Raw genomic sequence first — 16,538 nt, 5'->3', positions numbered from 1 at the left:
CCAGCAGGGCCACATTCATTTGCGGCGACAATTACTCGGTTGAAGCAAGAGAAGTAAAAGGAGAATCAGGGTGGATTCAAAATTCAGGAAGCAGTCCCGCACTGTTTTGGCAGTGGCCGTAACGGCCGCCGCAGTGCTGAGCGGCTGCAGTGCCGGCGGTTCCTCAGCCCCCGCAGCCACGGATGACGGCCAGCCCATCGAGGTCTGGGCCCGCGCAGGCACCGATGCCGCCACCACTTATGCAGCCATGTTCAAGGAGTTCACCGCCAAGACCGGAGTACAGGTGAATTTCCAGGGCGTGCCGGACCTTGACCAACAGCTTCAGACCCGCGCCGCCTCCAAGAAGCTCCCGGACATCGTCATCAACGATTCGGCCGCCCTGGGCAACTACACCGCGCAGGGATACTTGGTGGAGGTGGACAAATCCACGGTTGAGGGAAACGACAAGATTGCAGACGCCCTCTGGAACGAGGCCAAGGGCCTGAACGGCGCCACCTATGGCGTTCCCTTCTCCCGGCAGACCATGGTGACCATGATCCGCAAGGACTGGCGCGAGAAGCTGGGCCTGCCGATTCCAAAGACCCAAGAGGACCTTGAGAAGCTTGCAACCGCGTTCGCCACGCAGGATCCAGATGGCAACGGGCAGGCGGACACTTACGGCATGACCGTACCGGGCTCCACAGAGCGCGGCTACCTGGGATGGTGGGCGTCCTCCTACCTTTGGCAGAACGGCGGCTCCTACCTCAAGGACGAGGGCAACGGGAAGTTCACGGCTACCGCAGCAAGTACCGAAACCCAGGAAGGCGTCACCTGGATCAAGAAGCAATTCTGCACCCCGGGCAACACCCAGCCGGGCGCCCTCACAGCCGCCACCAGCGTGGCATCGCCCTTCTTCCAGACCGGGAAAACCGGCATCATCCTTACCGGCCCCTACAACTTCTCGTCCTTTGATACGGCTTTGGGCAAGGACGCTTACGAGGTTGTCGAGGCTCCCAAAGGTTCCGTGGACAACACCGTCCTGGCAGAGGGCGAAAACATCTACGTCACTGCCAGCAACGGTAAACCCGAACAGACCAAAAAGGTCATCGACTACCTGGTATCTGCAGATGGCCAGAAGGCTGGCATGACCGCCGGCAAGCAGCCGATCGTCCGTGTACCGGTCAACGGTGACGTCAACGCCGCGGACGTGTACAACGACCCCCGCTGGACCGTGGTCCAGGACGCCCTGCAGAACTCCTCCAAGGCGTTCCCGTCCGCCATCAACTTCGTGCCCATCAAGCAGGCCGCTGCCGAGGCCCTGAACAAGATCGTCTCGGATTGCGGAGGCGACAACGTGGCATCGGGCCTGAAGGACCTTGATAACGCCATCAACGAAGAACTGACGAGCCAGAACGCCAAGTCATGACCTCAGCACCAACAAAGCCGGCGGCAATGCCGGCTCAGGCAAGGCGGCCCAGCCCGCCCAAGCGACGCAGGAAAAGCAACCGGGCACACATGCTGGCCGTCTGGGTGTTCTTGGTTCCCGCGGCCGTCCTGGCCCTGTACTTCAAATTCATCCCCATGTTGGAGGGAATCCGGCTGAGCCTTTTCAAGGTCCAGCCCTTCCTGGGCGACGTTTTTGTCGGCCTGGACAACTACGCCAGCGTTCTCACCGACGCCCGCTTCATGGATGCGCTGGGCCACACCGTAATACTGGGGCTTACCCAGACGGTCGGCGCCCTGGTGGTCGGATTCGTCCTGGCCCTCCTCCTTGAGGGGCAGGCAAAGTCCCTGTGGTTCCTGCGCACCGCCATCTTCCTTCCCGTGGTCACCGCACTCGCGGTAGTGGGTGAAATCTGGCGTATTCTCTACTTCCCCACCGCCGACGGCCCACTGAACACCATCCTCAGCTGGGTGGGACTGGGACCCCTGCAGTTCCTGAACGGCACCGACACCGCACTGGGGTCAATCGCCGTCGTCGGGATCTGGAACGGCGCCCCCTACAACATGGTGATCATCCTGGCCGGACTGGCCGGTATCGACCGGGCCCTGTACGAATCGGCCGGCGTGGATGGCGCCACCGTCTGGCAGCGCCTGCGCTACATCACCCTGCCGGCACTGCGTCCGGCGATCGTGATCGTCCTGACGCTTGCCGCCATCCGGAGCCTGAGGAGCTTCACGGAAGTGTATGTGCTCACCGGTGGCGGTCCGGCCGGCTCCACGGAAGTTTGGATGACGCGGATGTATTCACTCGGCTTCCAGCGCAACGACATCGGCGTGGCCTCGGCCGCTGCGGTGCTGCTTCTGGTGGTCACGCTCCTGCTCACGGTGGGCACCCAACTCCTGGCCCGACGAAAGGCGGAACGATGAGCACCACCACAACCCGCACCCCGGCACGGACCAAGCGGCCGTCGTCGTCCTCCCGCTTCGACTCGGCCCTGGGCTGGTCCCCTGGCTTCAGCGTGAACATGCTGCTCCGCATCGTGCTGTGCATCCTGGTTTTCTGCATCTTTGCGTTGCCGTTCGCTGCCATCATCTCGGGTGCGTTCGACAGGAACAGCAGCCCCACCGAGATCACGCTACTGCCCAAGGCCTTCACCCTGGCCAACTTCGAGGCAGCGTCACAGCAGGGGCTTTGGAGCTACCTGCTGAACTCCCTGGTGATCGCCGGTGGCGGGCTACTGCTGCAGATGACAGTATCCGTGTTCGCGGCCTACAGCTTGAGCCGGAAGAAGTTCCGCGGACAGGCCTTCATCCTGCTGTTGGTGCTGCTCACCATGATGCTGCCCGAGGAAATCATTGGCATCCCGCTCTCGCTGGTGCTCGGCGACCTCCCCCTTCTGGGAGTGAGCCTGCGCGGAACCGTGCTGGCAGTCATCCTGCCGGTGGGCATCTGGGGGTTCTCCATCTTCATCATGAGTGAGTTCATGAAGGAAATCCCCGCCGAGATCGAAGAAGCGGCCAGGCTGGACGGCGTGGGCGAGTTCCGCATGCTGTTCGCCATCATCCTGCCGCTCTGCAAGCCCGCGTTGGGCGTGATTGGAATCTTCGGCTTCATGATGGTCTGGGACCAGTACCTCCTCCCCCTCATCGCAGCCAATGATCCCAGCGATTACACCCTGACAGTTGCGCTCTCCGTACTCCGCAATGACACCACGGTTGGACCCGGCGTCCTGCTGGCCGGCGCCGTCATGGCAATGATCCCCAGCCTGTTGGTCTACCTCTTCCTGCAGCGCTCCATGATCCGCGGCATCACAGCGGGCGCCACCAAGGGCTAGGACAGGCCCAGCCCGCCCGCCAATCCCACGAAAGAAGTTCAATGAAAACCCGCACCACCCTCACCTCAGACCATGCCCCCACAGCGGCCGGGCTGAAAATCACCGAGATCACCATTACTCCCATCGCGTTCTCCGACCCGCCGTTGTTGAATGCCGTGGGTGTGCACGAACCGCTGGTGCACCGCGTCGTGATAGAGGTCCGCACCGCCAATGGCCTGCTGGGCTTAGGCGAGTGCTCCGGCGGGCAAAGCCGGCTGGACAACCTGGCGGTGGGCGCCAACGCCATCAAGGGCCTGGGGGTCTTTGAAACGTCCATGATGGAGCACCTCATCTACGAAGCCCTCGACCCCACCCTCTCCGCGTTCGAAAAGGCCGCCGTCTTCTCCGCGTTCGAGGTGGCGGCGCTGGACATCCAAGGCCACGCCACGGGACGCACCGTCAGCGAGTTACTCGGCGGCACAGTCCGGGACGAGGTTCCCTTCAGCGCGTACCTTTTCTACAAGTGGGCAGAGCATCCCGCCATGGACGGCAAACCGACCATTGCGGATGAGTGGGGCGAGGCCTTGGACCCCGCGGGCATTGTGCGCCAAGCGCAGAAGATGATCTCTGAGTACGGGTTCAAGTCCATCAAGCTCAAGGGCGGCGTCTTCCCGCCGGCCCAGGAAATTGAAGCCATCAAAGCATTGCGTGAAGTGTTCCCGGACCTTCCGCTCCGGCTTGACCCTAATACGGCCTGGACGGTGGAAACTTCCCAGTGGGTGGCCCGGGAAACCGATGGGTTGCTCGAGTACCTTGAGGACCCGACCCCGGGGCTCGAGGGAATGGGCGAGGTGGCGGCTACGGCTGCCATGCCGCTGGCAACCAACATGTGCGTGGTGTCGTTCCAACACATTAAGCGGAGCGTGGAACTGGACTCGGTCCAGGTCATCCTGGGCGACCATCATTACTGGGGCGGCCTGCGGCACACGCGTGAATTGGGAACCCTCTGCCAGACCTTCGGCATAGGTTTGTCCATGCACTCCAACTCCCATCTGGGGATCAGCCTGGCCGCCATGGTCCACGTTGCCGCCGCCACGCCCGCCCTCACATACGCCTGCGACACGCACTACCCGTGGAACGGACACAACGACGTGGTCAAGCCGGGCGTCCTGCAGTTCGTTGACGGCAGTGTCCGCGTTCCCACCGGCACGGGCTTGGGCGTGGAGCTGGATCGGGAGAAGCTGGCCGAGCTCCACCGGCAGTACCTGGACGCCAAGATGACAGCCAGGGACGACACTGGCTACATGCAGCGCTTCGTCCCGGACTACACAGCTGATCTTCCGCGATGGTAAAGCCGCAGGTCACCGGATACCTGTATCCCTGGGATGTGCTGGGAGATCCTTCCGCAACCTCTTGGATCAAGGGCACCGGCGTACACCGCGTAGCGATGGCCGCCGCCTACCATTCGGTCCGGGCCGCTACCCCACGACATCCGGCGCGCCGTGTGGTGGATGCCGGGTCCGCGGCCCTATACCTCCCGGTGACCCAGGCCTGGGACGGCAGTGCCCTTCGGCCCGGCGATGCCGCTGGGTGGACTGGCCGGGATGATTCCTTTGCGGAGGCTGCGGAGGTTGTCCGCGGCGCCGGGCTCCCGGTGGACGCCTGGGTAGTCCTGACCCACTCAAGTGCCGTGGGTAGCCGGAACCAGGACTTGTGCGTCCGGAATGCCTTCGCGGAAACCTACCGCTATGCCCTGTGTCCGTCACAGCCGGACGTTCGCGACTACGCCGCCCGGCTGGTGGAGCAGGTACTGGACCTCGGCCGGCCGGACGGCCTGGTCCTCGAGGCATCGGGTCCGCTGGGGTTCGGCCACCAGAACCAGCACGAAAAGACCGAAGGTGCCGGATACTCCCCCTGGGTGCAGGCGCTCCTGTCCCTATGCTTCTGCGGCGCCTGCCGGGTTGCCTATACAGCGCGTGGCCTGGATGCAGAAGCCCTCCAGGCCCGGGTACGGGATGCCGTCCACCGTCAGGCGGACTCACCGAAGACCACGCCCGCAACAGCTCCCGAGGCCGCAGAATTCCTGCCGCTGCTTGAAACCAGGTGGGATGCCACGGCCGCCCTGCTGGACGCCTGCCTACGGGCCACCGCCGGTTCCGTTGCACGGATCTCGCTGCACGCCTCCCCGGACCCCTGGTCTACCGGCCCGTTTGTCTCCGTCGAGGCGCTGCGCCGGAGCCGGCTGTGGGCCCAACTGGACAAGGTGAGCACCGTGGTCCCCTGCTGGGGGGAAGCAGCGGACAGTGCAGCCACCGTGGCCGCGATGACCGCAGCCGCACCCGGAGCAACGGTGGGCTCCTACGTGCTGGTATTACCGCCGAAGCCCGCCGATGCCGAAGCGCTGGCCCACGAATGGGACGCACTCCTGGATGCCGGAAGCAGCGAACTGCACGTCTACCACCTGGGACTGGCGTCCACCGGCCGGCTGGATGCTGCCGCACGCGGCATCCGTTTTTTGTAAAGAAACCCATCATTTCACCGCCCCGCGGCAACAACAGTCAAAGGACCACAGCATGGCACGCTACACACCGCAGGAACTGGCAAGCACGCTCAAGGAAGGACTGCTGTCCTTCCCCGTCACATCCTTCGACGCGGAGCTGCAGTTCGATGAGGAGAACTACCGTAAGCACTTGGCTTGGCAGGCCAGCTTCCCGGTGGCCGGCCTGTTCGCGGCCGGCGGGACAGGCGAGGGCTTCTCCCTCACCCCAGCGGAATCCGAGCGTGTGGTGCGCACCGCCGTCGAGGAAGTCGGCACCCTGGTTCCAGTGCTGGCCTCCGCCGGAGGCTCCACCGCCCAGGCGATCGACAACGCCAAAGCCGCCGAGGCAGCTGGCGCCGAAGGCATCCTGCTCCTCCCGCCCTACCTCACCGAGGCGGACCAGGCCGGGCTCACCGAGCATGTCAGCGCCATCTGCCGGTCCACCTCGCTGGGCGTGATCATCTACAACCGCGCCAACGCCATCTACAAGGACACCACCGTGGCCACCTTGGCCGACCGGCATGAGAACCTCATCGGGTTCAAAGACGGCGTGGGCGACCTTGAGCACGATGCCCGGGTCTACGCCAAGCTCGGCGACCGGCTCTTCTACCTGGGCGGCCTTCCCACGGCTGAGACCTTCGCACTGCCGCTACTGCAGTTGGGCATGAGCACCTACTCCAGCGCCCTGTACAACTTCGTTCCGCAATATGCGCTGGACTTTTACCAGGACGTCCGTAACAACGACCGCGTCGCCGTCAACAAGAAGCTCAACGACTTTGTGATCCCGTACCTGGACATCCGCGACCGCGTGAAGGGCTACTCCGTATCCATCGTCAAAGGTGGGCTTGAAGCGGTGGGTCGATCCGCCGGCCCGGTCCGCCCGCCCCTGCAGAACCTGGCGGCGCAGGACCTCGCGGATCTCACAGCGCTCATCGCCACCATTTCCTGATCAACCCGTCGCCACCAAACCTCAGGACGAAAACATCGTGAACCTCACTGGACATTCCCTGATTGCCGGGCAGACCGTCGTCGGCAACGGAAAAACTACCTCCGGCGTCAACCCCGCCACCAACGAACAGCTCGGGCCCGCCTATTCACTGCTGGGCGAAGAGCAAGTGGCTGCTGCGACGTCTGCCGCTGCAGCTGCCTTTCGGTCCTTCAGCACGCTGGACCCTCAAACCCACGCCGCGTTCCTGGACGCCATCGCGGAGAACATCGAGGCTATCGGTGAGGACCTCATCATCCGCGCCGGCCAGGAGACGGGCCTTCCGGCGTCCCGGCTGCAGGGTGAACGCGCCCGAACCACCGGCCAGCTGCGGCTCTTCGCGAACGTGGTCCGGCAGGGCGACTTCCGTGGCGTCCGCATCGACCCGGCGCTGGCCCACCGAACCCCGCAGCCGCGTGCCGACATCAGGCAACGCCGGATTCCATTGGGTCCAGTGGCCGTCTTCGGCGCCAGCAACTTTCCGCTGGCGTTTTCGACGGCGGGAGGAGACACGGCCTCGGCCCTCGCCGCGGGCTGCCCGGTGGTCTTCAAAGCCCACAATGCCCACCCCGGCACAGGTGAACTTGTGGCCCACGCCGTGGTCAAAGCGGTCAGGGACTTCGGCCTGCATCCGGGGGTCTTTTCCTTGGTCTACGGCCCGGGATCCAGCATTGGCCAGGCCCTGGTGTCGGACCCCCGCATCAAAGCAGTGGGCTTCACCGGTTCCCGGTCGGGCGGCATCTCCCTGATGCGTACCGCAGCCGCGCGCCCCGAGCCGATCCCCGTGTACGCAGAGATGTCGTCCCTCAACCCAGTGTTCGTCTTTGAAGGCACGCTCGACGCACCAGCCAGCCACGTTGATGCCCTGGCTCGGCAGTACGTCAGCGCGGTCACAGGAAGTTCCGGTCAACTCTGCACCTCACCCGGCCTCCTGTTCGTCCCGGAAGGCGAGGCGGGGGACAAACTCGCCGCCGCCGTTGCACGGGCCGTGTCCACCTGCTCGGGGCAGACCATGCTCACCGAAGGCATTGCCGGGTCATGGCACGCAGGGACGCGGGCACTTGGCTCAGCAGACGGCGTCGAGCTCCTGGGCCAGGGCACGCAGGGCAGCGCGGAGAACGCGCCAGCTCCCGCCATCTTTGAGACCCTGGTCAGGGATTTTGTGGCCAGCCCTGTTCTGCATGAGGAAATCTTTGGTGCGGCGTCGCTGGTGATCCGCTATGCCGGCACGGACCAGCTGCTTCAGGCCGCCGCACGCCTTGAAGGCCAGCTCACGGCAACGCTGCAGCTGACCGAGGAGGACTATCCGACGGCAGCGCCCCTGATCCCCGTACTGGAACAGAAGGTGGGACGCATCATTGTGAACGGCTGGCCCACCGGTGTTGAAGTGGGCCATGCAATGGTGCACGGTGGCCCGTTCCCTGCAACGTCGGACAGTCGGACCACGTCCGTGGGAACGCTGGCGATCGACCGTTTCCTGCGCCCCGTGGCGTACCAGAACGTGCCCGACGAACTCCTGCCGACTCCACTGCGGGACAGCAACCCCTGGCACCTCAACCGGCGGATCGACGGTGGACTGACCTCCGCCCAGGGATAGCGAGGCCCGGCGGCCAGGCGGAAGGGATCGGGGGACCGCTCGCCCGGTTCCACTAGAGTGGATGGCAGTATGACACTTCCCGATTCCCACCAGCTGGCCAAGCTCCACGATGCCCTGGACCATTGGTTTGCCGATACCGCCCGGGACTTGCCGTGGCGCGAGCCCGATTGCAGCCCTTGGGGCATCCTGGTCAGCGAAGTGATGCTTCAGCAAACACCCGTTGTCCGGGTGCTGCCGGTGTGGCTCGATTGGATGGAACGCTGGCCCACACCCTCCCACCTTGCCGATGAACCATCGGGCGCAGCAGTCCGCCATTGGGGCCGGCTCGGCTATCCACGCCGTGCCCTGCGGCTGCACGCGGCCGCCGTCGCCATCCGCGAGCAGCACGACGGCAAGGTTCCCGACAGCTATGCCGAGCTCCTGGGACTGCCGGGCGTCGGCAGCTACACAGCTGCCGCCGTCGCCGCTTTTGCTTTCGGCCGCCGCGAGACTGTGGTGGACACCAACATCCGGCGCGTCCACGCACGGCTCATCTCCGGCCAAGCGTTGCCGGCGCCGGCCCTGACCGCCGGCGAAATGCGCTTGGCTGAAGCGCTCCTCCCGCTTGAGCAGGAACTTTCAGTTCGCTGGAATGCTTCCGTCATGGAGCTCGGCGCCATGGTCTGCACGGCCCGCAGCCCCAAGTGCGCTGACTGTCCCGTTCGCTCGAGCTGCGCCTGGCTTGCTGCAGGCGAGCCGCCGCCGTCGTACACGCCCAAGGGCCAGTCCTGGCACGGCACCGACCGCCAGGTGCGCGGTGCCGTGATGGCCGTCCTGCGCGAAGCCGATACCCCCGTGCCACGTGAGATGTTCGAGCAAGCACCGGCCGACCTCGGGTTCGCGCCTTCCGGCATCGGGATCCCGCTCGCCGCGCTGCACCGGCTCAACTCCGCGCCGGAACAACTCGAACGCGCGCTGGACGGGCTTTTGGTGGATGGCCTGGCAGAAATGCACGACGGCGGGTTGCGGCTTCCGGCGTAGCTTTCCGTGGACGGGTCTCACTTCGACAACGGACCCAGGTGTGGCATAACAATGCAGGCGCCTTTTGCCCCGTTCTTGCGACACCGGCCGTAGCCAGTCCTACCCTGAATCATGGGCAGAATCGGAGTGGCGTTGACGCTTGCCGGAACGGCGGCTTTGCTTCCGGGATGCTATCCCGAGGCCGTGGCCTGCCCGGCCATTGGGCATGTTGCCGGGGTGTCCCTGACGGTGTCAGCCGGCTATGTGAAGGACGTTGGCTCGCTTCGACTCAGGGCTTGCCAGGACGGTACGTGCACGGACAAAGAGTTGGTGCTGCATCCGGGTTCGGTCGCCGTGGATCAGGGGTGCTCTCCGGAGGGCGTGTGCTCGGCTACCTCGTCGCCTGACGGGACCCTGCAGGGCTTCCTGGAAATGCCCTCGATCTCCGAATCAGCCATCGAGGCAACCGTGAGCGGCACCTCCCCAGCCGGCATAGCCTTGCCCGTGCGGACGCTGACGTTGACGCCGAAGGGCGACTATCCCTACGGCGAACAATGCGGCCGGGTGATTTCGGCGGGTGTGGTGCTTGATGCGGGCGGCCTGAGCCAGACCTAGAGTTTCCGCATCCTGAAAACTTGATTCCGATATTAAACACAAGGAGTCCACAGAATTAGCAATCCGGAAACAAGGCCCTCATAGCGTCATGTGTGATCCCAGCCGCGACCCTGCCGTGGCCCTCGCAAAGATAGGCGCCCTCTTGAAGATCCCCGCACCCACCGTGAACGCACCAGCGAAAAAGCCGCTATACAAGTCCTTGTTCTTCCAGATCCTGGTGGCCGTGGTGTTGGGCATCGCCATAGGGTACTTATGGCCAAGCGTCGGCTCCGCGCTTCGTCCACTCGGCGATGGCTTCATCCAGCTCATCAAAATGATCATCGCGCCCCTGATCTTCCTGGTCATTGTCACGGGAATCTCCGCCGTGGGAGACGTGAAGTCGGTCGGCCGGGTGGGCGTCAAGGCACTGGTCTACTTCACGGCTGCCACACTCTTCGCGCTGGCCTTCGGGCTGGTCGTCGCCAACATTGTGCAGCCGGGCGCCGGCCTGAACATCGACCCGGTCTCCTTGTCCGAGGACGCTGTGAACGCCAAGACCACCACCGCCCCGCCCAAGGACGCGGGACAGTTCCTGCTGGGCATCATCCCCACCAGCGTCGTGGGGGCATTCGCCTCCAACACCCTGCTGCAGGTCTTGTGCTTCGCCGTCTTTTTTGGCGCGGCCATCGTGGTGGTGGGCCGCGAGAAGTGCAAGCCAGTCATCGACCTCATGGAGACGACGCTGGAGCTCTTTTTCAAAATCATGTCCTGGGTGATGCGCGTTGCCCCGGTTGGCGCCTTCGGTGCCATGGCCTTCATCATCGGCCAGTACGGGCTCAGCTCCCTGAGCACCTATGCACTTCTGGTGGCTGCGTGCTACGGCTCAGCGTTGGTCTTCATCGGCCTGCTCTTTGTGGTGGCCTGGGTTTATCCCCGCGTTCCCCTGTGGCAGTTCATCAAGTACTCCCGTGAAGAATTCATGCTTGCCCTGGGAACGGCCTCCACAGAATCCGTGCTCCCCCGGATCATGACCAAACTGACCAACGCAGGCTGCTCGCGGGCTACTACGGGACTTGTGGTGCCCACCGGCTACTCCTTCAACCTCGACGGCGCCGCACTCTACCTTTCCATCTCACTCCTTTTCCTCGCCCAGGCCTTCGGCCACAACCTGGATCTGGGACAGCAGCTGGCCGCCCTGGGCGTCTTGATGCTGACGTCCAAGGGTATGGCCGGCGTCCCCGGCTCAGCATTCCTTGCCCTCTCCGCGACGGCCGGAGCACTTGGGATCTTCCCGGTGGCGGGGGTCGCACTCCTGCTGGGAGCGGACCGGTTGATGGACTCCATGCGTGTTGTGGTCAACCTTCTCGGCAACTGCGTTGCCACGTTCGTGGTGTCCAAATGGGAGGGCCAATTCGACCGCGAGGCGATGCTGGCCGCCTTCCGCGGGGAGGACCCGACGCCGGACGTCACCGTCGTGCCGGCCGAACCTCCGGCGGCGGCACTCAAGACTCCGCAGCTGACCTCCGATACGTACTCGGCGTGAAGCCCAGGTACTTCCGGAAGTCGTTCGTCAGGTGCGCATGGTCCGCGTAGCCAAGTTCGACGGCGATCGCGGAAAGGTCCGCTGTCGGCTCGGACCGGGCGCGCTCCGCGGCATCCTGCAGTCTTCGTCGCCGGATCAGGGCCGTGGGACTCAACCCAACGTACTTCTTCGCGATCCGTTGAAGCGTTCGCGGGGACACCGCGAGACGGGAAGCCGCGTCCTCAAGCAGGACCACCTCAGGCGCGGAGGCGATGATGTCCATCATCCGGTTGGCGAGCAAAGCCTCTTCGGAGGGCACAACACCCAAGGAAGCCAGCCACGCAGCAAAAGCTTCCACTGCCCGCCCGCGGTGGGTGCCGCCGTCGTGCGTTGTTTGGCCGGGGCGCGCGTTCATGGCGCCGGAGACGTCCGCATGCAGTTCCCCCAGCTCCATCGCCACCTCCGTGTCCAGGACAGTGCCGGGAGCATCCGTAAACAGTGGAACAGCTGCCGGACGCAGCAAGGCGCCTACGGCCCACCCTTTACCAGTCAAGTCCCGGTAAGCGGCACGGGTTGTGGGTCCCGAAAAGACCACATCAGCAGGCTGCACCACCAGATTGGACGCCGGGTAGGCGATGACGTGCTGGCGGGACGAGCGGCCAGGTTCGATGTCCCACTCGGGAATCCAGAACCACTGGACCAGATCCGCCACGGCGGCGGGCGCGGGAAGGCGATGAAAAGTGGGCAGCCGCGCGGGGTAGAGGATGCCTTTGAATGAATCCGTCATTGGAGCCTTCCCAGGAACCATGCCTCTCGCGAAAACCCGTCGCGAATCTCCAAGCGCCTGCCCTCACCAGGCACGTAGCGTCATAACCATGACAGATACTACAAGCACCGAAGCGACCACCGCCGCCAACGGCCAGCACACCACACACGGTATCCCGAACGGACTGACCAGCCTTACACCGTTCCTCGCTGTACCCAACGCCAAGGAAGCGATCACGTTCTACCGGGATGTGTTTGGCGCCAGAGTGGTGGGCGAGACCGAGATGGGTGGGGTTGTGGTGCACGCCGAACTCGACTTCGGCAACGGCCACCTCCAGCTGGGCGAACCCACCCCGGAGTACCACCTGGTCCCGGCACCGGAGGGCGAAAACGACTGCTACTCCATGGGCCTGTATTGCTCCGATGCCGACGGACTTGTCCACAAGGCAGAGCAGGCCGGCGCGACCATCCGGGAGCCGCTGACCACGTTCGTCTCAGGTGACCGTTACGCGAGCATCCGCGATCCGTTTGGCGTTCGCTGGTCCATCATGACCCGCGTCGAAGACCTCTCGGAGGAGGAGAGCAACCGCCGGGTAGAGGAGTGGGCCGCGCAGCAGGGCTAGGATCCGTGGACCGTTACGTCAGGCATAGGCAGAACGGGTGCCCGGCGGGGTCCAGGAATACCCTGAAGGTTTCGCCGGGCTGATGGTCCGCCTTGGTGGCGCCCAGCGAGAGGGCAACCTCCTCACCCTTGTCCAGGTCCTCCACGATCATGTCAAAGTGCATCTGCTGGGGGATTGTCTGCCCCGGCCATACCGGCGCCTGGTAGACCTCCACCTGCTGGAAGGAGATGCAGTTGCTGCGATCGGCGGGGCGGACATCGAGCCATCCGCCGTCTTCCTCGGACACCTCCCACCCAAGGAGCTCGCCGTAGAAGGCGGCCAAGGCAGCAGCGTCAGGACAATCGATAACGACACTCGGGTATTTAGCTATAGCCATGTGTTAAACCTCGTCTGCAGTCTTCTTCATACGGGCCAGGGCCCTCTTGGTGCCCCGCTGGGTGAGGACGTGAACTATGGCGCCGACACCTGCGGAAACTACCGCGAAGACCAGCACGCCGGGGAGTGAGTCACTGAGGTCCGTGCTGTCTTTGGGGGCAGGCTTGCCGGTCTTCTTCTCCCAGAGGCCTTCCAGCGTCTTGTTTGCGAGCGCGCCGGCGCCGAGGCCAATTGCCAGGCCAAACACTTTTACCAGTATGTTCACGAAAAAGATCCTCCATCAGATAGCAGGCCCCGTAGCGAGGCCCCACACAACAAGACAGGGCCACTGCAACCGCAGCGGCCCTGTCCACATTCCTAGTCCTTCTTGAACGCGTCCTTCAGCTTCTCGCCGGCGCCCTTGAGGTCTGCTTTGACCTGGTCACCCTTGCCTTCTGCTTCGAGGCCCTTGTCGTCCGTCAGCTTGCCTGCAGCTTCCTTGGCCTTGCCGCCAAGCTTCTCGCCGGCATTCTCCATCTTGTCGTCGGCACCCATGGTCGCACCTCTTTCGTAGTAGGAACCTTGTACCTCTACAACACCACTAATCAGCATACTTAGCAATATTTGGCAGAAAATCGGCGCGTCTAGAGCTCGCCGAACCCTTCCGCCACCAGCCGCCCAACATAGTCAACAGCCTTCACCGCGTCCTTGCCACGAGCTTCGACCCTGAGAGTGGAGCCCTTGCCCGCGGCGAGCGCCATGAGCGCCATAATGGACATGCCGTCGACGCCGTTGACCGTCACCTCCGCATCCAGTCCGGACAGGCCACCGGCGATCTTCGCGGCCGGCCGCGCGTGCATGCCAAGGGGGTTGATGAGCTCGAACCCGCCGCTCGCGTCAGGCTTGCCCGCATCAGCGACCTCAGCCGGCCCAGCGGCCCGGAAGCCCACGGCCTCTGCCGCCTTTCGCACATCCTCGACGCCGGCACCGCCCTGCGCTGCGACGGCCGCGGCCACGAGTCCCTCCACCAGGGGCGCATCGGCCAGCAGCACGGAGTCGGGTTCACTGGCGAACTCCATGGCTGACTCTGCCGTCATCACTGCGGAACCCAGGTCCGTCAGCACCACCACCCCGTCGCCGCCGGAATCAACCAGGGACTGCTCGACGGCGGCCAGCACCTTCTCAAGGCTGGTTCCGATCCGGTCGTCGTCCGTGCCCCCGGCGGCGACGAGGTCGACGTCGGGCGCCATCTGGGCGGCGAGTTCCACTGCGCCTTCGGCGATCTTGCTGCTGTGCGAGACCACCACAATCCCAACGGTCATACGGCGTCTGTTCCTGTATCGCTGGAACCAGCCGCGGCGGCGGCAGCGCGAAGAAGCAGCGCCGTCGAAGCGGCGCCAGGGTCGCGATGACCTGCACTGCGCTCCCCCAAATAGCTGGCCCTGCCCTTGCGGGCCACCAAGGGATCCGTGGCCATGGCGCCGGTCTCCGCAGCTTCTGCGGCCGCTTCCAGCACGCCTACCGGGTCGGCACCTCCTGCCACGGCTTTCCGGGCCGCTTCAACTGCGGGCGTCCACGCATCGATCATGGTCTTGTCGCCAAGCTCGGCTTTGCCCCGGGCCACTACGCCATCGCGCGCGGCGGCAAGGGCCTCCGCCAAAGCCTCGGCACCAATATCGGCGGCTTCCCCCAGCGAGGTGGCTGCCCTCAAGTACGCCGTGCCGTAGAGCGGTCCTGCCGCTCCGCCAACCTTGGACATAAGAGCCATCGCCGCGACCTTGAGCGCCGCTCCAGGTGTCTCCGGCGGGGTCTCATCGAGTTTTTGGAGGACGGCCTGGAACCCGCGGTCCATGTTCTCGCCATGGTCCGAGTCGCCGATGGCCCGATCCAGTTCAATCAGCTCCATGCGGTGCTCCGACATCGCTTTGGCGGAGAGCTTCAACCAGTCAAGTGCCCAATCAACGTTCAAGCCCACGCTCAAGCTCCCCACCGCAGCGCCGCGGTGTGGACGGGGGCGTCCCACAGCCTGGTGAGCTCGTCGTCGAGGCGGAGCACGGAGACGGAGCAGCCCTGCATCTCCAAGGACGTCACGTAGTTACCCACCAAGGAACGCTCCACGATGGCGCCGCGTTCGGCGAGGACCTGGGCTGCGCGTCGGTAGACGATGTACAGCTCGCTTTGTGGTGTTCCGCCCATGCCGTTGACGAACAGCAGAACCTTCTCCCCGGAGGCCAAGGCGAGGTCCTCCAGGACGGGCTCCAGCAGCCGGTCCGTGATGGCATCTGCGCTTTCCATCGCGATCTTGTGCCGGCCCGGTTCGCCGTGAATGCCAATGCCAATCTCGATCTCGTCGTCCGCAAGCTCAAAGCTCGGCGTCCCGGCGTGCGGCACCGTGCATCCGGACAGGGCGACGCCCATGGTCCGAACGTTTGCCACCACTCGCTCGGCAATGGCGGTGACCGTATCAAGGTCGTCGCCGCGCTGGGCGGAGGCACCGGCGATCTTCTCGACCATGACAGTTCCGCCAACCCCTCGCCTGCCCGCCGTGTACAGCGAATCTTCCACCGCGACGTCGTCGTTCACCAGGACCGAACGCACGTGCACCCCTTCGGCTTGCGCCATCTCGGCAGCGGTTTCGAAGTTCAGGACGTCGCCGGTGTAGTTCTTCACGATATGGACGACGCCGGCACCTGAGTCCACCGCGACGGTCGCCGGAATGATCTGGTCGGGTGTGGGCGAGGTGAAAACAGCGCCGGGGACAGCGGCGTCGAGCATTCCGAGCCCAACGAAACCTGCGTGCAGCGGCTCGTGACCACTGCCCCCACCGGATACCAAGGCGACCTTGCCCGCTATCGGCGCACCTTTGCGAATGACGTATTTGGGCTCGGGATGGACGTCCACGATGTCGGCATGTGCCATGCCGAAGCCTTCGACGGATTCGTCCACCACTGCGCGTGGATCATTGATGAGCTTTTTCATGGGATGCTCCTGGGCGTGCTGTGGCTGGTGCTCTGACCCTACTACCGGCGGCCCGGGCCACGGTAGGCCCTGAGGCGGTCGCAGGGCTTAAATAGCGGAAGGGGCAGCTTCCAGGAGCCACCCCTTCCGTCCTTCCTAGTTCCCGGTCACGGTCCTACTCCTCGGCCCGTGGCGCGGTCACCGCCTCCGTTTCCTGCCTCGCATGGAATTCGGACCAAAAGGCCGAGTACAGGTCGGGGTCGGAATGGCGGTCGCCCGTCCACGATGCCTCATGCGGCCATGAACCATGCGGGATGTCGATCTGAAAAGCGGAGAAGTCGGGGAACGTCACGCGGTTGTTCATTG

Annotated in this window: 19 protein-coding genes; 11 read left to right on the top strand and 8 right to left on the bottom strand. The window is 64.5% G+C overall.

Annotated features, from left to right (window positions below):
• Nucleotides 1-70 precede the first annotated feature (70 nt).
• The 10 genes from J3D46_RS05500 to J3D46_RS05455 all read left to right on the top strand — a co-directional run bounded on the left by J3D46_RS05500 (nt 71) and on the right by J3D46_RS05455 (nt 11,493).
• Nucleotides 71-1,405 (top strand): extracellular solute-binding protein, encoded by a 1,335-nt coding sequence (locus J3D46_RS05500; RefSeq protein WP_231339683.1) that lies wholly within the window; start codon nt 71-73, stop codon nt 1,403-1,405.
• On the top strand, nt 1,402-2,349 hold the full coding sequence (locus J3D46_RS05495) for a carbohydrate ABC transporter permease (protein ID WP_231339684.1): 948 nt from the start codon (nt 1,402-1,404) through the stop codon (nt 2,347-2,349). The genes J3D46_RS05500 and J3D46_RS05495 overlap by 4 nt, the downstream gene beginning before the upstream one ends.
• Nucleotides 2,346-3,257 (top strand): carbohydrate ABC transporter permease, encoded by a 912-nt coding sequence (locus J3D46_RS05490; RefSeq protein WP_231339685.1) that lies wholly within the window; start codon nt 2,346-2,348, stop codon nt 3,255-3,257. The genes J3D46_RS05495 and J3D46_RS05490 overlap by 4 nt, the downstream gene beginning before the upstream one ends.
• A 41-nt stretch (nt 3,258-3,298) precedes the next feature.
• Nucleotides 3,299-4,588 carry a glucarate dehydratase family protein gene (locus J3D46_RS05485; RefSeq protein WP_253465571.1) on the top strand — a complete coding sequence of 430 codons (1,290 nt, stop codon included), beginning with the start codon at nt 3,299-3,301 and terminating at the stop codon, nt 4,586-4,588.
• Complete coding sequence (locus J3D46_RS05480) at nt 4,582-5,757, top strand: hypothetical protein (RefSeq protein ID WP_231339687.1); 1,176 nt, start codon at nt 4,582-4,584, stop codon at nt 5,755-5,757. Before J3D46_RS05485 ends, J3D46_RS05480 begins: the two co-directional genes overlap by 7 nt.
• Before the next feature lie 52 nt (nt 5,758-5,809).
• Entirely contained in the window at nt 5,810-6,724 is a 915-nt protein-coding gene (gene kdgD, locus J3D46_RS05475; RefSeq protein WP_231339688.1) for a 5-dehydro-4-deoxyglucarate dehydratase, read from the top strand.
• 37 nt (nt 6,725-6,761) lie between these two features.
• On the top strand, nt 6,762-8,357 hold the full coding sequence (locus J3D46_RS05470) for an aldehyde dehydrogenase (NADP(+)) (RefSeq protein ID WP_231339689.1): 1,596 nt from the start codon (nt 6,762-6,764) through the stop codon (nt 8,355-8,357).
• Between the two features lie 69 nt (nt 8,358-8,426).
• Nucleotides 8,427-9,377: an A/G-specific adenine glycosylase gene (locus J3D46_RS05465; protein WP_253465569.1), complete on the top strand. Its 951-nt coding sequence runs from the start codon at nt 8,427-8,429 to the stop codon at nt 9,375-9,377.
• 111 nt (nt 9,378-9,488) lie between these two features.
• Nucleotides 9,489-9,971 carry a hypothetical protein gene (locus tag J3D46_RS05460; protein WP_253465566.1) on the top strand — a complete coding sequence of 161 codons (483 nt, stop codon included), beginning with the start codon at nt 9,489-9,491 and terminating at the stop codon, nt 9,969-9,971.
• A gap of 142 nt (nt 9,972-10,113) precedes the next feature.
• The gene (locus J3D46_RS05455) at nt 10,114-11,493 is read left to right on the top strand and encodes a cation:dicarboxylate symporter family transporter (RefSeq protein ID WP_374110832.1); all 1,380 of its coding nucleotides are present in this window, start codon (nt 10,114-10,116) and stop codon (nt 11,491-11,493) included.
• Here J3D46_RS05455 and J3D46_RS05450 read toward each other — a convergent pair.
• The gene (locus J3D46_RS05450) at nt 11,453-12,259 is read right to left on the bottom strand and encodes a helix-turn-helix domain-containing protein (protein ID WP_253465559.1); all 807 of its coding nucleotides are present in this window, start codon (nt 12,257-12,259) and stop codon (nt 11,453-11,455) included. The genes J3D46_RS05455 and J3D46_RS05450 overlap by 41 nt on opposite strands.
• 88 nt (nt 12,260-12,347) lie before the next feature.
• Here J3D46_RS05450 and J3D46_RS05445 point away from each other — a divergent pair, with 88 nt between their 5' ends.
• Nucleotides 12,348-12,860 (top strand): glyoxalase/bleomycin resistance/extradiol dioxygenase family protein, encoded by a 513-nt coding sequence (locus tag J3D46_RS05445; protein WP_231339694.1) that lies wholly within the window; start codon nt 12,348-12,350, stop codon nt 12,858-12,860.
• 13 nt (nt 12,861-12,873) lie between these two features.
• On the opposite strand, the gene J3D46_RS05440 is transcribed toward J3D46_RS05445, so the two are convergent.
• The 7 genes from J3D46_RS05440 to J3D46_RS05410 form a co-directional block, all read right to left on the bottom strand.
• Entirely contained in the window at nt 12,874-13,236 is a 363-nt protein-coding gene (locus J3D46_RS05440; RefSeq protein ID WP_253465557.1) for a VOC family protein, read from the bottom strand.
• Between the two features lie 3 nt (nt 13,237-13,239).
• Nucleotides 13,240-13,500, bottom strand: coding sequence for a DUF4235 domain-containing protein (locus tag J3D46_RS05435; RefSeq protein ID WP_253465554.1), 261 nt, complete (start codon nt 13,498-13,500; stop codon nt 13,240-13,242).
• A gap of 92 nt (nt 13,501-13,592) precedes the next feature.
• Entirely contained in the window at nt 13,593-13,769 is a 177-nt protein-coding gene (locus J3D46_RS05430) for a CsbD family protein (RefSeq protein WP_144653226.1), read from the bottom strand.
• Between the two features lie 89 nt (nt 13,770-13,858).
• Complete coding sequence (gene dhaM / locus J3D46_RS05425) at nt 13,859-14,536, bottom strand: dihydroxyacetone kinase phosphoryl donor subunit DhaM (RefSeq protein WP_253465551.1); 678 nt, start codon at nt 14,534-14,536, stop codon at nt 13,859-13,861.
• Entirely contained in the window at nt 14,533-15,189 is a 657-nt protein-coding gene (gene dhaL / locus J3D46_RS05420) for a dihydroxyacetone kinase subunit DhaL (RefSeq protein WP_231339697.1), read from the bottom strand. Before dhaL ends, dhaM begins: the two co-directional genes overlap by 4 nt.
• A 2-nt stretch (nt 15,190-15,191) precedes the next feature.
• Nucleotides 15,192-16,193 (bottom strand): dihydroxyacetone kinase subunit DhaK, encoded by a 1,002-nt coding sequence (gene dhaK, locus J3D46_RS05415; protein WP_231339698.1) that lies wholly within the window; start codon nt 16,191-16,193, stop codon nt 15,192-15,194.
• A gap of 154 nt (nt 16,194-16,347) precedes the next feature.
• Complete coding sequence (locus tag J3D46_RS05410; protein ID WP_253465548.1) at nt 16,348-16,524, bottom strand: hypothetical protein; 177 nt, start codon at nt 16,522-16,524, stop codon at nt 16,348-16,350.
• Nucleotides 16,525-16,538 lie beyond the last annotated feature (14 nt).

It is taken from the genome of Paenarthrobacter sp. A20 (genome assembly GCF_024168825.1).
Lineage (GTDB): Bacteria > Actinomycetota > Actinomycetes > Actinomycetales > Micrococcaceae > Arthrobacter.
Note: the sequence above shows the minus strand (reverse complement) of the source record. Positions and strands in the feature narration are given on the sequence as shown.